General features: G+C 74.0%; 14 protein-coding genes. 11 read left to right on the top strand and 3 right to left on the bottom strand.

Annotation, left to right across the window (positions count from 1 at the left end; genetic code table 11):
- Nucleotides 1-73 precede the first annotated feature (73 nt).
- On the bottom strand, nt 74-907 hold the full coding sequence (locus tag COUCH_RS31820) for a hypothetical protein (protein ID WP_249608887.1): 834 nt from the start codon (nt 905-907) through the stop codon (nt 74-76).
- Nucleotides 908-957: 50 nt separating this feature from the next.
- Nucleotides 958-1728 (bottom strand): enoyl-CoA hydratase-related protein, encoded by a 771-nt coding sequence (locus COUCH_RS31815; RefSeq protein WP_249608886.1) that lies wholly within the window; start codon nt 1726-1728, stop codon nt 958-960.
- 38 nt (nt 1729-1766) lie between these two features.
- On the opposite strand from COUCH_RS31815, the gene hemW reads away from it, so the two are divergent.
- Together hemW and COUCH_RS31805 are read left to right on the top strand one after the other, a co-directional pair.
- On the top strand, nt 1767-2966 hold the full coding sequence (gene hemW, locus COUCH_RS31810; RefSeq protein ID WP_249608885.1) for a radical SAM family heme chaperone HemW: 1200 nt from the start codon (nt 1767-1769) through the stop codon (nt 2964-2966).
- A gap of 71 nt (nt 2967-3037) precedes the next feature.
- Nucleotides 3038-4846, top strand: coding sequence for a S8 family serine peptidase (locus COUCH_RS31805; RefSeq protein WP_249608884.1), 1809 nt, complete (start codon nt 3038-3040; stop codon nt 4844-4846).
- 61 nt (nt 4847-4907) lie between these two features.
- Here the strand turns inward: COUCH_RS31805 and COUCH_RS31800 are convergent, their stop codons facing one another.
- Nucleotides 4908-5627 (bottom strand): DUF4870 domain-containing protein, encoded by a 720-nt coding sequence (locus tag COUCH_RS31800; protein WP_249608883.1) that lies wholly within the window; start codon nt 5625-5627, stop codon nt 4908-4910.
- A 207-nt stretch (nt 5628-5834) separates the two neighbouring features.
- Here COUCH_RS31800 and hrcA point away from each other — a divergent pair, with 207 nt between their 5' ends.
- The 9 genes from hrcA to COUCH_RS31755 all read left to right on the top strand — a co-directional run bounded on the left by hrcA (nt 5835) and on the right by COUCH_RS31755 (nt 15432).
- Nucleotides 5835-6857 carry a heat-inducible transcriptional repressor HrcA gene (gene hrcA, locus COUCH_RS31795; protein ID WP_249608882.1) on the top strand — a complete coding sequence of 341 codons (1023 nt, stop codon included), beginning with the start codon at nt 5835-5837 and terminating at the stop codon, nt 6855-6857.
- A 65-nt stretch (nt 6858-6922) separates the two neighbouring features.
- Nucleotides 6923-8068, top strand: a complete 1146-nt coding sequence (gene dnaJ / locus COUCH_RS31790) for a molecular chaperone DnaJ (protein ID WP_249613868.1) — start codon at nt 6923-6925, stop codon at nt 8066-8068.
- A gap of 2 nt (nt 8069-8070) precedes the next feature.
- Nucleotides 8071-8805, top strand: a complete 735-nt coding sequence (locus COUCH_RS31785; protein WP_249608881.1) for a 16S rRNA (uracil(1498)-N(3))-methyltransferase — start codon at nt 8071-8073, stop codon at nt 8803-8805.
- Between the two features lie 32 nt (nt 8806-8837).
- On the top strand, nt 8838-9893 hold the full coding sequence (locus COUCH_RS31780; RefSeq protein ID WP_249608880.1) for an iron chelate uptake ABC transporter family permease subunit: 1056 nt from the start codon (nt 8838-8840) through the stop codon (nt 9891-9893).
- Nucleotides 9894-9895: 2 nt separating this feature from the next.
- On the top strand, nt 9896-10978 hold the full coding sequence (locus tag COUCH_RS31775) for a FecCD family ABC transporter permease (RefSeq protein ID WP_249608879.1): 1083 nt from the start codon (nt 9896-9898) through the stop codon (nt 10976-10978).
- A gap of 31 nt (nt 10979-11009) precedes the next feature.
- Nucleotides 11010-11771, top strand: coding sequence for an ABC transporter ATP-binding protein (locus COUCH_RS31770; protein ID WP_249613867.1), 762 nt, complete (start codon nt 11010-11012; stop codon nt 11769-11771).
- A 36-nt stretch (nt 11772-11807) separates the two neighbouring features.
- Nucleotides 11808-12020 carry an MbtH family protein gene (locus COUCH_RS31765; protein WP_199513993.1) on the top strand — a complete coding sequence of 71 codons (213 nt, stop codon included), beginning with the start codon at nt 11808-11810 and terminating at the stop codon, nt 12018-12020.
- Complete coding sequence (locus COUCH_RS31760) at nt 12017-13684, top strand: ABC transporter transmembrane domain-containing protein (protein WP_249608878.1); 1668 nt, start codon at nt 12017-12019, stop codon at nt 13682-13684. The genes COUCH_RS31765 and COUCH_RS31760 overlap by 4 nt, the downstream gene beginning before the upstream one ends.
- Nucleotides 13681-15432: an ABC transporter ATP-binding protein gene (locus tag COUCH_RS31755; protein WP_249608877.1), complete on the top strand. Its 1752-nt coding sequence runs from the start codon at nt 13681-13683 to the stop codon at nt 15430-15432. Before COUCH_RS31760 ends, COUCH_RS31755 begins: the two co-directional genes overlap by 4 nt.
- Nucleotides 15433-15461: the final 29 nt, after the last annotated feature.

Below are 15461 nucleotides of genomic sequence, written 5' to 3'. Positions count from 1 at the left end.
GGCGGCCGCCGGTGACCACATCCAGCGACGTGGACGAACGTGAATACGAGACCGGGTCGGGAAAGCCCCCAGCTCAGCGGAACACCTCGGCCACCACCGTGTCGTTGCCGACCCGGCGGTCCCCGGTTACGGGCTGCCACTTCCCGTCCGGCGCGGTCCACTCCAGATCCGCGAAACGTACCCGTTCGAGTCCGGTGGTCTTGGCGTGCGAGACGAGCCAGTGCGCGTACCGCCAGCCGGAGCTCGGGTTCTCGACGGTCACCTTGAGCCCGGCCACCTGCGCCGCCGGGATGCCCCAGTCCAGCTCGAAGCCCTCGGCGAGCGCGGCGGTGGCGGCGGCCCCGCGCAGGGCGGGCTCCCCGGACACCGTGCAGGCGACGGCGCCGGTGGCCCGCCCGGTCAGCGCCCGGGCCAGTACCGCCGACTCGTCGGCCCACTTCTCGTACGCGTTCGGGTAGGCCGAGCGCTGCACCTTCTGGGCGGCGTCGGTGACCCGCATCTTCTTCCAGCCCTTGACCTTCTTGAGGGCCGAGTAGAACTTCTCCGCCGCGTACCTCGGGTCCTGGATCTCCGCCGCCGACCCCCAGCCCTGGCTGGGACGCTGCTGGAACAGGCCGACGGAGTCCCGGTCGCCGTCGTCGCGGTTCTCCAGCTTGGATTCCTGCAGCGCCGTGGCGAGGGCCACGACCACGGCGCGTTCGGGCATCTTGCGGCGGATGCCCACCGCGGAGATCGTCGCCGCGTTCGCCATCTGCACGGCGTCGAGGGTGACCTCGCCGTCGGCGCGTACCGTGCACTCCGGGCCGAGGTGGGGCAGCTTGAGGCCGCCGCCGAAGGACGAGCTGACGATCAGTCCGAGGGCACCGAGCAGCACGGCCACCGCGATGATCGCGATCGGCTTCTTCACCCGGGCACCTCCTCGTCGTCGCACAAGCCTAGACAACGATCACTCGCGACTTACGCGAGCGGCACCCAGCTCGCCGGACGCTTCTCGCGGAACGCGGCCACGCCCTCGCGTCCCTCGGCCGATCGGAAGTAGCCGGCGGAGCGCGCGGACAGATCGGCCAGGTCGGCGCGGATCGACTCGGCGGCCGGGCGGCGCAGCAGCTGCTTGGTGCCGGCCAGGGCGAGCGGGCCGCCCCGGACCAGGGAGTCGCAGTACGCCTGCACCGCGGCGTCGAGCCCGTCCGCGGCGACCGCCGCGGTGACCAGGCCGATCTGTGCCGCCCGGTCGCCGTCGAACACGTCACCGGTCAGATACAGCTCGGCGGCCGCCCGGGGGGCGAGCCGGGGCAGCACAGTGGCGCTGATCACCGCCGGGATCACGCCGAGGCGCACCTCGGAGAAGGCGAACGTCGCCTCGCGGGCGCAGACGGCGATGTCGGCCGCCGCGATCAGGCCCAGGCCGCCCGCGCGGGCCGGCCCGGCGATGCGCGCCACGACCGGCTTGGGAAACTCCCAGATCGCGGCCAGCACGTCGGCGATCATCTCGGCGGGCACCCGGCCGTTCTCCCGCGCCTCGGCGGTCTCCTTCAGGTCGGCGCCGGAGCAGAACACCGGTCCGGTGTGGGAAATCACGACCGCGCGGACCGCGGGGTCGGTCAGGGCGGCGGTGAGGCCGTCGAGCAGCTCGCGCATCAGCGGCGAGGACAGCGCGTTGCGGTTGGCGGGACTGTCCAGCGTGAGGGTGGTCACGCCGGCGGCGGTGACGGTACGGACCAGAGCCATGTGACAAGACCCTAACGGCACCCGGGCACACTTGACGGATGCCTGGTCCCATGCCCGAGGGTGAGCCCGTACCGAGTGACGGCTCGCTGCCCGCGTCCGCGCTGCACGACGTGGGCCGCAACGGCTTCGGGGTGTACGTGCACGTGCCGTTCTGCGCCAGTCGTTGCGGCTACTGCGACTTCAACACGTACACGGCCGCGGAGCTGGGCGGCGGGGCGAGCCGCGACGAGTACGCGGACACCGTGCTGCGGGAGTTGGCGCTGGCCGGGGGCATCCTGCAGGCCCGGGTCGACACGGTTTTCGTCGGCGGCGGCACACCGACCCTGCTCGAGCCGCGCGACCTCGGCCGCATCCTCGAGGGCATCGACCGCACGTGGGGGCTCGCCGCCGACGCCGAGATCACCACCGAGGCCAACCCGGAGTCGGTGACGCCGGCGTCCCTGCAGGCGCTGCGCAAGGCCGGCTACAACCGGATCTCGCTGGGCATGCAGTCCGCCTCGCCGGGCGTGCTGGCGATCCTCGACCGCCGGCACACCGCCGGGCGTGCGCCCCGGGCCGCCGCGGAGGCGCGGGAGGCCGGCTTCGACCACGTCAACCTCGACCTCATCTACGGGACGCCGGGGGAGACCGCCGACGACTTCGCCGCCTCGCTGGACGCGGTGGTCCGGGCGGGGGTGGACCACGTCAGCGCGTACTCGCTGATCGTCGAGGACGGCACCCGCATCGCGGCCCGGATGCGGCGCGGGGAGCTCCCGTACCCGGACGACGACATCGCCGCGGACCGCTATCTGGCCGCGGAGGCAGCGCTGGGCGCCGCCGGGTTCTCCTGGTACGAGGTCTCCAACTGGTCCACCTCACCCGCCGCGCAGTGCCGGCACAACCGCCTGTACTGGACCGGCGGCGACTGGTGGGGGCTCGGGCCGGGCGCGCACAGCCACGTGGGCGGGGTGCGGTGGTGGAACGTCAAACACCCTTCCGCGTACGCGAAGAGGCTGGCCGAGGGCGTTTCGCCGGGGCTGGGGCGCGAGGTGCTGACGGGCGAGGACCGCCGAGTCGAGGAGGTCATGTTGCGGCTGCGCCTCGCCGAGGGATTGCCGCTCGAGCTGGCCGACCCGGCGGGGGCCCGGCAGGCGCTCGCCGACGGTCTGCTGGAGCCCGAGGCGTACGCCCGCGGCCGCGCCGTGATCACCCTGCGTGGTCGGTTGCTCGCAGATGTGGTGGTTCGCACGCTGGTTTAGCTTTCCGCCGCAAAAGGTCTGCCGATTGTCCGTTGGTGCCGGAAGCTCCGGGCGCCAGGGGAGGGGTCGGCATGCGAGTGGGAACCCGGCGGTGGCTGACGGCGGCGGTGGCGGGCGGCGTGGTCGTCCTCGGCGGGGCCAGCCCGGCCGTCGCGGCCGACGGCGAGACCGCCGACACGTACGCGACGATCGTCGGCCCGTCCGGGCGCCCCACGTACGTCGAGGTCGAGGCGCCCACCGTGGCGCAGGAGATCCGCAAGGCGCAGAGCCTGCCGGGCTCGGTCGGCGCGGCCGTCGAGGCCCCGGTCACGATCGCCGGCGCGGCCTCCGCCGACCCGCTGCGCTCCCTGCAGTGGGACAACGACGCGCTGCGCATCGACGACATCACCCCCCGGCCCGCGGTCGCGGGGCAGCTCGTGGCGGTGATCGACACCGGGGTGAGCGCCACCGAGGAGGACTGGGCGTCCGGCCAGGTGCGCTGCGACCTCGGCACGGACGTGGTGGGCGACGCGTACACGGCGTCGAGTGGCGGCACCGGATGCGTCGACCCGCACGGACACGGCACCCACGTCGCCGGGACCATCGGGGCGGTCGCGGGCAACGGCATCGGGATGGCCGGGGTCGCGGGCGGGGTGCAGATCCTGCCCGTACGGGCGCTGGACGCCTCCGGCTCCGGCGGCGACATCGACATCGCGCGGGGCATCGTCTGGGCCGTCGACCACGGCGCCACAGTGATCAACATGTCGATCGGCGGGCCGCAGTCCGGTGCGTACGACGCGGCTGTCGCGTACGCGGCCGGCCACCGGGTGCCCGTGGTCGTGGCGAACGGCAACAACCGCCTGACCGGGAACGCCCCGCAGTGGCCGGCGGCGGCGCCCGGCGTCATCGCGGTCGCGGCCACCGAGGCCGGCGGCGACTCGGCGTACTACAGCAACAGCAGCGGCACCGCGCTCATCGCGGCCCCGGGCAGCCGGATCCTGAGCATGGACGTCAAGCACACCACGCCCGGCACGCCGTACGTCTACATGAGCGGCACCTCCATGGCGAGCCCGCACGTGGCGGCCGTCGCCGCGCTGTGGCTGGCGGCGCACCCCGGTGGCACGGTCGAGCAGCTGCGCAGCGCCCTGATCGCCACGGCCACCGATCTGGGGGCGACCGGCTTCGACAATCAGTTCGGGTACGGGCTGGTGAACCCTTACGAGCTTCTGACGCCGGCTCCGGCGCCCGTGGTCGAGGACCCGGCGCCCGTCGTCGAAGATCCGGCGCCCGCTCCGGTGGTGGACGATCCGGCTCCGGCGCCGGCGCCGGCGCCGGCGCCCGCTCCTTCGCTGGTGGCGCCCGTCGCGCCCGCGTCGGTGAAGGTGCTCGCGCAGACCGAGGCGCTGCGGGTGACCTGGGCTGCCGTCGCCGGCACGGACACCGCGCCGGTCGAGGGCTACCGGCTCTACCGCAACGGGATGCTGCGGGCCACGCTCGCCGGGACCAGCTTCACCGACGCGGTGGACGGCGGGGTCGCGTACACGTACGCCGTGGAGGCTTTCGGGGCCGGTGGCACGTCGGCGCAGGTCAGCGCGGTGGGTACGGCGCGCTGGGCGGCCGCCGGGCTGTCGGTGAACCGGACGTCGGTGCTCAAGAAGGGCCGGATCGTCGTGCGCGGCACGTCCCTGCGGCCCGGGAGCACGGTCGTGGTGCGGGAGACGTACGCGTATCGGAAGTCGACGCGGACCGTCGTGCTGGCCTCGGTGCGGGTGAGCAAGGGCGACGACGCGTCGTTCTCCGTGCTGCCCGTGCAGGGTGCGCGGACCGGGACGCTGAGCCTGCAGGCCGTCGACCACAACGGCCGGGTCGTCCGGACCAGCCGCTCGATCCGGGTCGGGTGACCGGCGGCCCGGTGCGGGACCGGGCGGGCGGCGCCGTCGAGAGCCCGGCGCCGCCGTGCGGTCACTTGATCATCGAGACCGTCATCGGGTAGTTGTACGGCTCGTTGTTGTTGGCCTTCACGCCCGCGATGACGCCGACGATCGTGGCGATCAGCCATGCGGCGATGCCGATGAAGATGCCGATGACGATGCAGCTGAGGATCCAGCCCACCACCGCGATGATCGACCAGAGGATCTGGAAGTTCAGCGCCTTGACCGCCTCCGCGCGCACCGCCGGGGACTGGTTGCCCTTGGCGAGCAGGGCGATCAGCGGCGCGATCCAGCCGGAGCAGCCGCCGCCGAGGAACGCGCCGGCCGCGCCGCCGAAGTGGGCGACGAGGATCCAGGTCTTGTCGTCGCCGCCGCCCTGGCCGTAGCCCTGCGGCGGGTAGCCGGGCTGGCCGTACGCGCCGGGCGGCGGGGTGCCGTACCCGGGCGGCGGGGTGCCGTAGCCACCCGCGCCGGAGGAGGGGGGCTGGCCGTAGCCGGCGCCGGACGACGGGGGCGGGCCGTAGCCGCCGGCACCCGACGAGGGCGGCGGGGCGTACCCACCGGCACCGGACGAGGGCGGCGGGGCGTACCCACCGGCGCCGGACGTGGGCGGCGGGGTGCCGTAGCTCGGCGGCTGGGGAGAGCCGTACGCCGGCGGCGGCGGGGTCGGGTCGTTGCCCGGATATGGGTTGATCGGCGCGGTGGGGTCCGAGGGATTTCCCTCACCGGGCGGACGCGGCGGTTCAGTCATGGGCAACACGGTAGGACCGCCGGTCGAACGTGGCGAGGGCAACACCCTGGTGAGGTCGGAGAATAGACACTCGGCTAAGTACACCCGGACCACCGGCCGATCATCGCGCGCGGGCGCGCGGCGACGTAGACTGGCACTCGACTTACCGGAGTGCCAGGAGTTTGCGCAGACGGCAGGAGTTCCTGCAGACGATCAGGGGGAGGGGTCATGCCGCTCGATGACCGCAAGCTCGAGGTGCTCCGGGCCATCGTCGAGGACTACGTCGCCACCCAGGAGCCGGTGGGCAGCAAGGCCCTGGTGGAACGGCATCAGCTGGGGGTCTCCCCGGCGACCGTCCGCAACGACATGGCGGTCCTCGAGGAGGAGGGCTACATCCGGCAGCCGCACACCAGCGCCGGGCGCGTGCCCACCGACGCCGGTTACCGGCTCTTCGTCGACCGGCTGTCCCGGATCAAGGCGCTGAGCCCGGCCGAGCGGCGGGCGATCGAGCGGTTCCTCGCCGGCGCGGTCGACCTGGACGACGTCGTGCACCGCACGGTGCGGCTGCTCGCCCAGCTCACCCGCCAGGTCGCCGTCGTGCAGTATCCGAGCCTCTCCCGCTCCTCGGTGCGGCACCTCGAGCTGGTGCCGATCTCCACGACCCGGCTCATGCTGGTGATGATCGCCGACACCGGCCGGGTGGAGCAGCGGCTCGTCGAGCTCCCCGGCCCCACCGACAGCGACGACGTGCTGGACATGCGCCGCAAGGTCAACGCCAAGCTCGCCGGCGAGCGGCTCGTCGACGCGCCCCCGCTGGTGCAGGCGCTGGTCGACGAGTGCGCCCCGGAGAAGCGCAACACGATGACGTGCGTCGCGTCGGTGCTGCTGGAGACCCTGGTCGAGCGCAGTGACGAGCGCCTCGCCCTGGCCGGGACCGCCAACCTCACCCGCGGCGGCGTGCTGGACTTCCAGGGTTCGCTGCGGCCGGTGCTCGAGGCCCTCGAGGAAGAGGTCATCCTGCTCAAGCTCATCGGCGAGGTGGAGCCCAGCACGACCCGGGTCCGCATCGGCGACGAGAACGAGATCGACAATCTCCGGGCGGCATCGGTGGTGAGCACCGGTTACGGACCGGGTACCACAATCGTTGGTGGGCTCGGCGTGCTGGGGCCGACCCGGATGGACTACCCCGGCACCATCGCGACCGTGCGTGCCGTGGCACGCTACGTTGGCGATCTGCTCGCACAGAACTGACGGACAAGCGACGGACGACGGTCTCCAGCGCACAGCGCGGGGCAGACATGAGGACTCGAAACCCTGTGGCCAAGGACTACTACGGAATTCTCGGCGTCAGCCGCGAAGCCACCGACGACGAGATCAAGCGCGCCTACCGCAAGCTGGCCCGTCAGTACCACCCGGATGTGAACCCGGACCCCGAGGCGCACGAGAAGTTCAAGGACATCAACGCCGCGTACGAGGTCCTCTCCGACGACCAGAAGCGGCAGATCGTCGACCTCGGCGGCGACCCCCTGGCGCCCGGCGGCGGTGGGGCGGGCGGCCCCGGTGGTCCCGGTGGCGCGGGCCCGTTCGTGGGCTTCCAGGACATCATGGACGCCTTCTTCGGCACGACCGCCGGCGGCGGCGCCCGGGGACCGCGCCCGCGCACCCGGCCCGGCGCCGACGCGATCCTGCGCCTGGAGCTGGACCTGGTGGAGACGGCGTTCGGCGTCGAGGCGCCGATCACCGTGGACACCGCCGTGCTGTGCACCCAGTGCTCCGGCGCCGGCACCGCGCCCGGCACCCACCTGGCCACCTGTGAGACGTGCGGCGGCCGGGGCGAGGTGCAGTCGGTGCAGCGTACGTTCCTGGGCCAGGTCGTCTCCTCCCGTCCGTGCCAGACCTGCCAGGGGCACGGCACGGTCATCCCGCACCCCTGCCCGACCTGCGCCGGCGACGGCCGCATCCGGACCCGCCGCTCGCTGACGGTGAAGATCCCGGCCGGCGTCGAGGACGGCATGCGCATCCGCCTGGCCCAGCAGGGCGAGGTCGGTCCGGGCGGCGGCACGGCCGGCGACCTGTACGTCGAGATCCACGAGCGGCCGCACGACGTGTACTCGCGCAAGGGCGACGACCTGCACTGCCGGGTCACCCTGCCGATGACCGCCGCGGCGCTCGGCACCCGGCTGACCATCAAGACGCTCGACTCCGAGGAGAACATCGAGGTCAAGCCCGGCACGCAGCCGTCGTCGACGTTGCGCGTGCGGGGCAAGGGCGTGCCGCACCTGCGGGGGCAGGGCCGCGGTGACCTCTTCGTGCACCTCGACGTGAAGACGCCGACGAAGCTGACGCCGGACCAGGAGCGGATGCTGCGCGACTTCGCCAAGACCCGCGGGGAGGACGTGGCCGAGCTCAGCAAGCAGGGTGGTTTCTTCTCGCGCATGCGTGACGCGTTCAACGGCCACTGACCGTGTCGGCTCCGCTGTTCCTCGTGGAGGACCTGCCGGCCGGGCCGCGCCACACGCTGGCCGGCAAGGAGGGCCATCACGCCGCCGACGTGCAACGGGTACGCCCGGGCGAGGAGATCGTGCTGGCCGACGGCCGGGGCGGCTCGGTCCGGGCCGAGGTCACCGCGGTGGGCCGGGGCAGCGTGGACGTCGCCGTGGGCGAGCGGTCGTACGCCCCCGCCGCGGACCCGCGCCTGGTCGTGGTGCAGGGCATCGCCAAGGGTGACCGGGGTGAGCTCGCCGTGCAGGCGATGACCGAGACCGGCGTGGACGAGATCGTGCCGTGGGCGGCGTCCCGGTCGGTGGCGCAGTGGCGTGGCGACCGGGGCGTACGAGCCCGCGAGAAGTGGATCGCCACCGCGCGGGAGGCCGCCAAGCAGTCCCGCCGCCCGTGGCTCCCGGAGGTCTCCGGTGATCCGGACGTCTCCACCAAGCAGGTCGCCGCCCGGCTGGGCCGCGCCGCGGTGGCGTTCGTGCTGCACGAGGAGGCGACCGACCGGCTCAGCGCCGCGAAGCTGCCCGAGTCGGGCGAGGTCGTGCTGGTCGTCGGGCCCGAGGGCGGGATCAGCGACCAGGAGCTGGGTGCGTTCGTGGCCGCGGGGGCGCAGCCGGTCAAGCTCGGGGACTCGGTGCTGCGAACGTCGACGGCCGGGGTCGCGGCGCTGGCGGTGTTGTCGGTACGGCTGGACCGATGGTGACCGCGAAGGAAGGGTAGCCTAAGCTCACCCGCATGGTCGTGACGCGTACGCCGGTGCCCACGCGTCCGCGACCGGCCGGTGGGCTCGCGCGGACCCGGGCACGCCGGGGCGCGGGACTGCTCGTCTGCCTGGGCGTGCTGGCCGTGGTGTGCGTGCTGAGCATCGCGCTGGGCACCCGCAACGTCTCGCCGCAGACCGTGTGGGACGCGTTGTTCCACTACGCGGATACCGACGACCAGTCGATCGTGCGGGATCTGCGCGTGCCGCGGACCGTGCTGGGCCTGCTCGCCGGGGTCGCGTTCGGACTGTCTGGCGCGGTGATCCAGGCCGTCACCCGCAACCCGCTCGCCGACACCCAGATCCTCGGCATCAACTCCGGCGCCGGGCTCTTCGTCGTCTTCGCGGTCGGCGTGCTCGGCCTGACCAGCCTGTCGCAGTACCTGTGGTTCGGCTTCGCCGGCGTCGCGTTCGCGCTGACGCTGGTCTACCTGCTCGGCTCCGCGGGGCGGGCCGGTGCCACGCCCGTACGCCTGACCCTGGCCGGGGTGGCGCTGGGCGCGGTGATGGACGGCATCTCCGGCGGCATCCGGCTGGTCCGGCCGCGCGCCTTCGACTACCTGCGGTTCTGGGACATCGGCTCGCTGGCCGGGCGGCCCGCCGACGTGGCCGTGACGATCCTGCCGTTCGTGGCCGCCGGCACGGTGCTCGCCCTGCTCGTGGCCCGCTCGCTGAACGCCGTGGCGCTCGGTGACGACCTCGCGCGGACGCTGGGCGCGGGTGTGGGGCGCACCCGGATCCTCGCGACCGGGTCGGTGATGCTGCTGGCCGGCGCGGCCACGGCGGCGGTGGGCCCGATCGGGTTCGTCGGGTTGATGGTGCCGCACCTCGTGCGCTGGATCGTCGGGCCGGATCAGCGCTGGATCTTCGGGTACACCGTGGTGCTCGGGCCGGTGCTGCTGCTGGTCGCCGACATCGTGGGACGGCTCGTGGTGCGTCCGGGCGAGCTGCGCGTCGGGGTGGTCACCGCGTTCGTCGGGGCGCCGGTGCTGATCTGGTGGGTGCGCCGCCGCGCGGTGAGCGGGCTGTGAGGGTGGGTGCGCCGCCCGAGGCGGACAACGCCCGGCGGGCGGAACGGGTGGACTTCGGGCGGCGGGTCCTGACGGTCCGCGCCGGCCGGCACGTCAGCGGCCGGATCGCGGTCAGGCCCGCGCTCGTCTGCGGCCTGCTCACCCTCGCCGCGCTGACGATCGCCGTGCTGGCGCTGGGTACGGGCGAGTTCACCCTGCCCCCGGACCGGGTGGTCCGGGCGCTGGCCGGCGAGGGCACCCGGGCCGCCCGGCTGGTCGTCGTCGAATGGCGGCTGCCGCGGGTGCTGCTCGCCCTGATGATCGGCGCGGCGCTGGGGCTGGCCGGGGCGATCTTCCAGGCGCTGACCCGCAACCCGCTGGGCAGCCCGGACGTCATCGGCTTCAACACCGGCGCGTACACGGGTGTGCTCGTCGTGACGGTCGTCGCCGGCAACGGCTACTACCCGATCGCGGCCGGCGCGCTCGTGGGCGGCCTGGCCACCGCGGTGGTCGTCTACCTGCTCGCGTTCCGGCGCGGGGTGCAGGGCTTCCGGCTCATCATCGTGGGCATCGCGATCAGCGCCATGCTCGGCTCCGCCAACCAGTGGTTCATCGCCGAGGCCGATCTGCAGGCCGCCTTCGCCGCGGCGCTGTGGGGTCAGGGCAGCCTGAACGGGCTCGGCTGGGCGCAGGTCACCCCGGTGGCGGTCGCGCTGGGTGCGCTCTGCCTGGCCCTTGTCGCGTACGGGCCACGTCTGGCGCTGCTGGAGATGGGCGAGGACGCTGCGGCCTCGCTGGGCGTACGGGCCGGGGCCGTGCGGCTCGCGTACCTGGTCATCGGGGTGGCCCTGACCGCGGTCGCGACGGCCGCCGCCGGGCCGATCTCGTTCGTCGCGCTGGCCGCCCCGCAGCTGGCGCGGCGGCTGACCCGTACGCCGGGCATCGCCCTGCTCCCGTCCGCGGCGATGGGCGCCTTCCTGCTCATGCTCAGCGACTGGCTCGCGCAGCGGGCGTTCGCGCCCACCCAGCTGCCGGTCGGCGTGGTGACCGTGTCGGTGGGCGGGGTCTATTTCGTCTGGCTGCTGGCGCGCCAGGCCCGTCGGTGAGGGGGCAACCGTGACTTTGGCAGCGCGCGACATCACGATCGGCTACGACCGCAGGACGATCTCCGAGCATCTCGATCTGGACCTGCCGGCCGGCCGGTTCACCGCGATCATCGGCCCGAACGCGTGCGGGAAGTCGACGCTGCTGCGCGCGCTGTCCCGGCTGCTCAAGCCGTCGGCCGGCGCGGTGCTGCTGGACGGGCGGGACATCCACGCGCGCCCCGCCAGGGAGGTCGCGCGCCGGCTCGGGCTGCTGCCGCAGTCGTCGATCGCGCCGGACGGCATCTCGGTGGCGGAGCTGGTCGCCCGGGGCCGCTTCCCGCACCAGAGGCTGATCCGGCAGTGGTCGCCGGAGGACGAGGCGGCCGTGGTCGCCGCGATGGCCGCCACGGGCGTCGGTGACCTTTCCGGTGAGCTGGTCGACACGCTCTCCGGCGGGCAGCGCCAGCGCGTCTGGGTGGCCATGGTGCTCGCCCAGCAGACCCCGATCGTGCTGCTCGACGAGCCCACGACGTTCCTCGACATCGCCCATCAGATCGAGCTGCTGGAGCTGTGCGTACGCCTCAACCGCGACCAGGGCACGACGATGGTGGCGGTGCTGCACGACCTGAACCAGGCGGCCCGGTACGCCGACCACCTCGTCGTGATGCGCTCCGGCGCCGTGGTGGCCCAGGGCGATCCGCGCGAGGTGCTGACCGCGGCCCTGGTCGAGCGGGTGTTCGGGCTGGGCTGCCGGATCATCGACGACCCGGAGACGCACACCCCTATGGTCATCCCGCGGTCGAGATTAGGCTAGCCTTACCTCGGTACTGAGCCCACCGAAGGAGTCAGCGTGTCCAGCAACCCGTTCGACGACGAGAACGGCACCTTCCACGTCCTGGTGAACGACGAGGAGCAGCACTCCCTCTGGCCGGCGTTCAAGGAGATCCCGTCGGGCTGGCGCAGCGTCTTCGGCCCCTCGTCGCGGCAGGAGGCGCTGGACTACGTGGACGAGCACTGGACCGACCTGCGCCCGAAGAGCCTGCGCGACAGCATGGCCCGGTGAGCCTCTCCGGCGGTCGCATCCTGCGCCGGGCGATCACCCGCAACGGCCGGCGGCTCTGGCCGGGCACCGCGCTGATCGGCGTGCACCAGGCCTGCGAGGCCGCCATCCCGATCCTCATCGGCGTGGTGGTCGACACCGCCGTCACGCCGGGCGACGGGACCGCGCTCGCGCTGTGGGTGGCGGCGCTGGGCGTGCTGTTCGTGCTGCTGACGACGGCGTACCGGCTGGGGGCACGGCAGCTCATGAGGGCCATCGCCGAGGAGGCGCACCTGCTGCGGCTCGAGGTCGCGGCGAAGATCCTGCACCCGCGCGGGGCCCGTACCGGCATGCGCACCGGCGACCTGCTCACGGTGTCCACCAGCGACGCCGACAACACGTCGTACCTGCTGGACTACGTGCCCCGGATCGCCGGGGCGGTCGTGGCCACCGCCGTCAGCGCGGTGACGCTGCTGCTGATCTCCGTACCGCTGGGGCTGGCCGTGCTGGTCGCCACGCCGCTCGTGCTCGTGGTGCTGCAGGTCAGCTCGCCGGTGATCACCCGGCGCGTCGCCGACCAGCAGGAGCAGGCCGGCCGCGCCACCTCGCTCGCCACCGACCTGGTCACCGGCCTGCGGCCGCTGCGCGGCATCGGCGCCCAGGATGCGGCCGCCGGGCGCTACCGCGCGGTGAGCCGGCGGTCGCTGGCCGCGACCCTGCGCGCGGCCCGGACCCAGGGCGGCTACCTCGCCGCCTCCACCACCCTGAGCACGCTGCTGGCCTGCGGCGTCGCGATCCTCGCCGGCTGGTTCGCGCTGACCGGCCGGATCACCGTGGGCCAGTTCATCACCGTCATCGGCTCCGCCCAGTTCCTCGTCGAGCCGTTCGGGCTGCTGGCGGTCGTCCCGAGCTGGATCGCCGAGGCGCGCGCGTCGGCCGACCGGGTCGCGCAGGTGACCGCCGCCGGGATGGTGCTGCCGGAGGGCATCGCGACTCCCGCGGCGGACGGCTGCGACCTGCGCCTGACCGGGGTGCGGCACGGCCCGCTCGCCGGCCTGGACCTGCACGTACGGCCGGGAGAGTTCGTCGGCGTGGCCGCCCGCCGGCCCGCCGACGCGGAGGCGCTGGTGCGGCTGCTCGCCGTACCGGCCGGGTACGAGGGGGACGTGCTGTTGGGCGGTGAGCCGCTCGAGACGATCGACCGGGCACACGCCCGCAGGTTGTTGCTGGTGGAGCCGCACCACGCGGACCTCTTCACCGGCACGATCGCGGGGAATGTGGCCCTGCGCGGCGACGACGGGCTCGCGGAGGCGCTCAGCGCGGCGGCGGCCGACGAGGTCGCCGGCCTCGACACGAAGGTCGCCGAGCGCGGCGCCAGCCTCTCCGGCGGCCAGCGCCAGCGGCTCGCCCTGGCCCGTGCCCTGCTCGCCAGGCCGCCCGTGCTCGTCCTGCACGACCCGACCACCGCCGTGGACGCCGTCACCGAGCACGCCGTCGCGGAGGGCATCCGGGCGCTGCGGCACGGCCCGGGCTCGGCCTTCGCCACGATCGTGATCACCACCAGCCCCGTGCTGCTCGCCGCCACCGACCGGGTCGTGGTCCTGGGCGACGGCGAGGTCGCCGCCGAGGGCGGGCACGCCGAGCTGAGCGGCACGCACGACTCCTACCGCCGGATGGTGCTCCGATGACCCTGCCGATCGCCACCGCGCGGGAGAGCCGCGCCTGGCTGCGGGCCGAGCTGCGCGGCCGCCGGGCCGAGGCGACCGGCACGCTGCTGGCCGGCGTGCTCGCGGCCGCCGCCTCGATCGTGCCCGTGTACGCCCTCGGCCTGCTGGTCGACCGGGTCCGCGCGGGTGCCGGCGCGCCGGCGATCGTGCCCGTCGCGATCGTGATCGTGGTGGCCGCGCTGGTCGGCGGGGCGGCGATGGGGATGTCCACGTACCTGATCGGCCGGCTGGGCGCTCGGATGCTCGCCGACCTGCGCGAGAGCACCGTGGCGACGGCGTTGCGGCTGCCCGCGCTCGTGCTGGACCGGGCCGGGCGCGGCGACCTGCTGTCCCGGGCCGGCGCGGACATCGCGGCCATCGGCAAGGCGGTCTCGGACGTGCTGCCGCAGGTGATCTCGGCGTTCCTGCTCGCCGTGCTCAGCCTGGCCGCCATGGCCGGCATCGACTGGCGGCTCGGCCTGGCCGGCGCGGTGGCCGTCCCGCTGTACGTGATCGCGCTGCGCTGGTACCTGCCGCGGTCGGCACCCCGGTACGCCCAGGAGCGCGCGGCCGTGGCGGAACGCTCCCAGCTGCTCGTGGAGAGCATGCAGGGACTGCGGACCGTGCACGCGTACCGGCTGGAGGACCGGCACCTGGGCGCGATCGACGGCGCCTCCGCCCGGGCCCGCGACATCTCGGTGGACGTCTTCACGCTCTTCACGCGCTTCGTCGGCCGGGTGAACCGGGCCGAGTTCGCCGGGCTGGCCGCGATCCTCGTCGTCGGGTTCCTGCTGGTCCGCGACGGCTCGGTGAGCGTCGGCGAGACCTCGGCGGCGGCCCTGCTGTTCCACCGGCTGTTCAACCCGGTCTCGACGCTGCTGTTCACCTTCGACGAGGTGCAGGCGGCCGGGGCGAGCCTGGGGCGGCTGGTCGGCGTGCTGCGGATGTCCACCCCGGACCCCGCGGCCGGGCGGGCGCCGGCCGATGCCGCGCTGACGCTGGACCGCGTGAGCTTCAGCTACGACGGCGTGACGCCGGTGCTGCACGACGTGTCGCTGCGGGTGGAGGTGGGGGAGCGGGTCGCGCTCGTGGGCTCGACGGGAGCCGGGAAGACCACGGCCGCCTCGATCGCGGCCGGCATCCTGCGACCCGGCGGGGGCGAGGCGCGGGTGGGGGGCGTACCGGTCCGGGACCTGCCCGCGCGGACGGTGGCCCTGGTCAGCCAGGAGACGCATGTCTTCGCCGGTCCGCTCGTGGAGGATCTGCGGCTGGCCCGCCCGGGCGCGGACCCGGCCGACGCCGAGGCGGCGCTGGAGACGGTCGGCGCGCTCGGGTGGGTGCGTGCCCTGCCGGACGGGCTGGACACGGTCGTCGGCGAGGGCGGTCACGAGCTGACCGCCGCGCAGGCGCAGCACCTCGCGCTCGCCCGGCTCGTGCTGCTGGATCCGGCGGTCGTGGTGCTCGACGAGGCGACCGCGGAGGCCGGGAGCTCGGGCGCCCGGGTGCTCGAGGAGGCGGCCGCGGCGGCGACCAGGGGCCGGACCACGCTCGTGGTGGCGCATCGGCTGACCCAGGCGGCGTCGGCCGACCGCGTCATCGTGCTCGAGCACGGCTCCATCGTGGAGTCGGGGACGCACGCCGAGCTGGTCGCCGCCGGCGGCCGGTACGCCGCGCTCTGGTCGGCCTGGGAGTCCCGGGCCCCCACGACCGTACAGAGAAGGTTAGGCTAGCCTAAGTCCGCGTCGCTGACGCTCCCGCC

Source organism: Couchioplanes caeruleus, from assembly GCF_023499255.1.
In the GTDB taxonomy this organism is placed as follows: Bacteria; Actinomycetota; Actinomycetes; order Mycobacteriales; family Micromonosporaceae; genus Actinoplanes; species Actinoplanes caeruleus_A.
The sequence above is the reverse complement of the archived record's forward strand: the minus strand, read 5'-3'. Positions and strand labels throughout refer to the sequence as shown.

Excerpts from the sequence above, each read along its gene's own strand:
- COUCH_RS31815 (WP_249608886.1), bottom strand. The coding sequence starts at position 1,728 with ATGGCTCTGGTCCGTACCGTCACCGCCGCCGGCGTGACCACCCTCACG.
- COUCH_RS31780 (WP_249608880.1), top strand. The coding sequence starts at position 8,838 with ATGGTCGTGACGCGTACGCCGGTGCCCACGCGTCCGCGACCGGCCGGT.
- hrcA (WP_249608882.1), top strand. The coding sequence starts at position 5,835 with ATGCCGCTCGATGACCGCAAGCTCGAGGTGCTCCGGGCCATCGTCGAG.
- COUCH_RS31805 (WP_249608884.1), top strand. The coding sequence starts at position 3,038 with ATGCGAGTGGGAACCCGGCGGTGGCTGACGGCGGCGGTGGCGGGCGGC.
- hemW (WP_249608885.1), top strand. The coding sequence starts at position 1,767 with ATGCCTGGTCCCATGCCCGAGGGTGAGCCCGTACCGAGTGACGGCTCG.
- COUCH_RS31800 (WP_249608883.1), bottom strand. The coding sequence starts at position 5,627 with ATGACTGAACCGCCGCGTCCGCCCGGTGAGGGAAATCCCTCGGACCCC.
- COUCH_RS31755 (WP_249608877.1), top strand. The coding sequence starts at position 13,681 with ATGACCCTGCCGATCGCCACCGCGCGGGAGAGCCGCGCCTGGCTGCGG.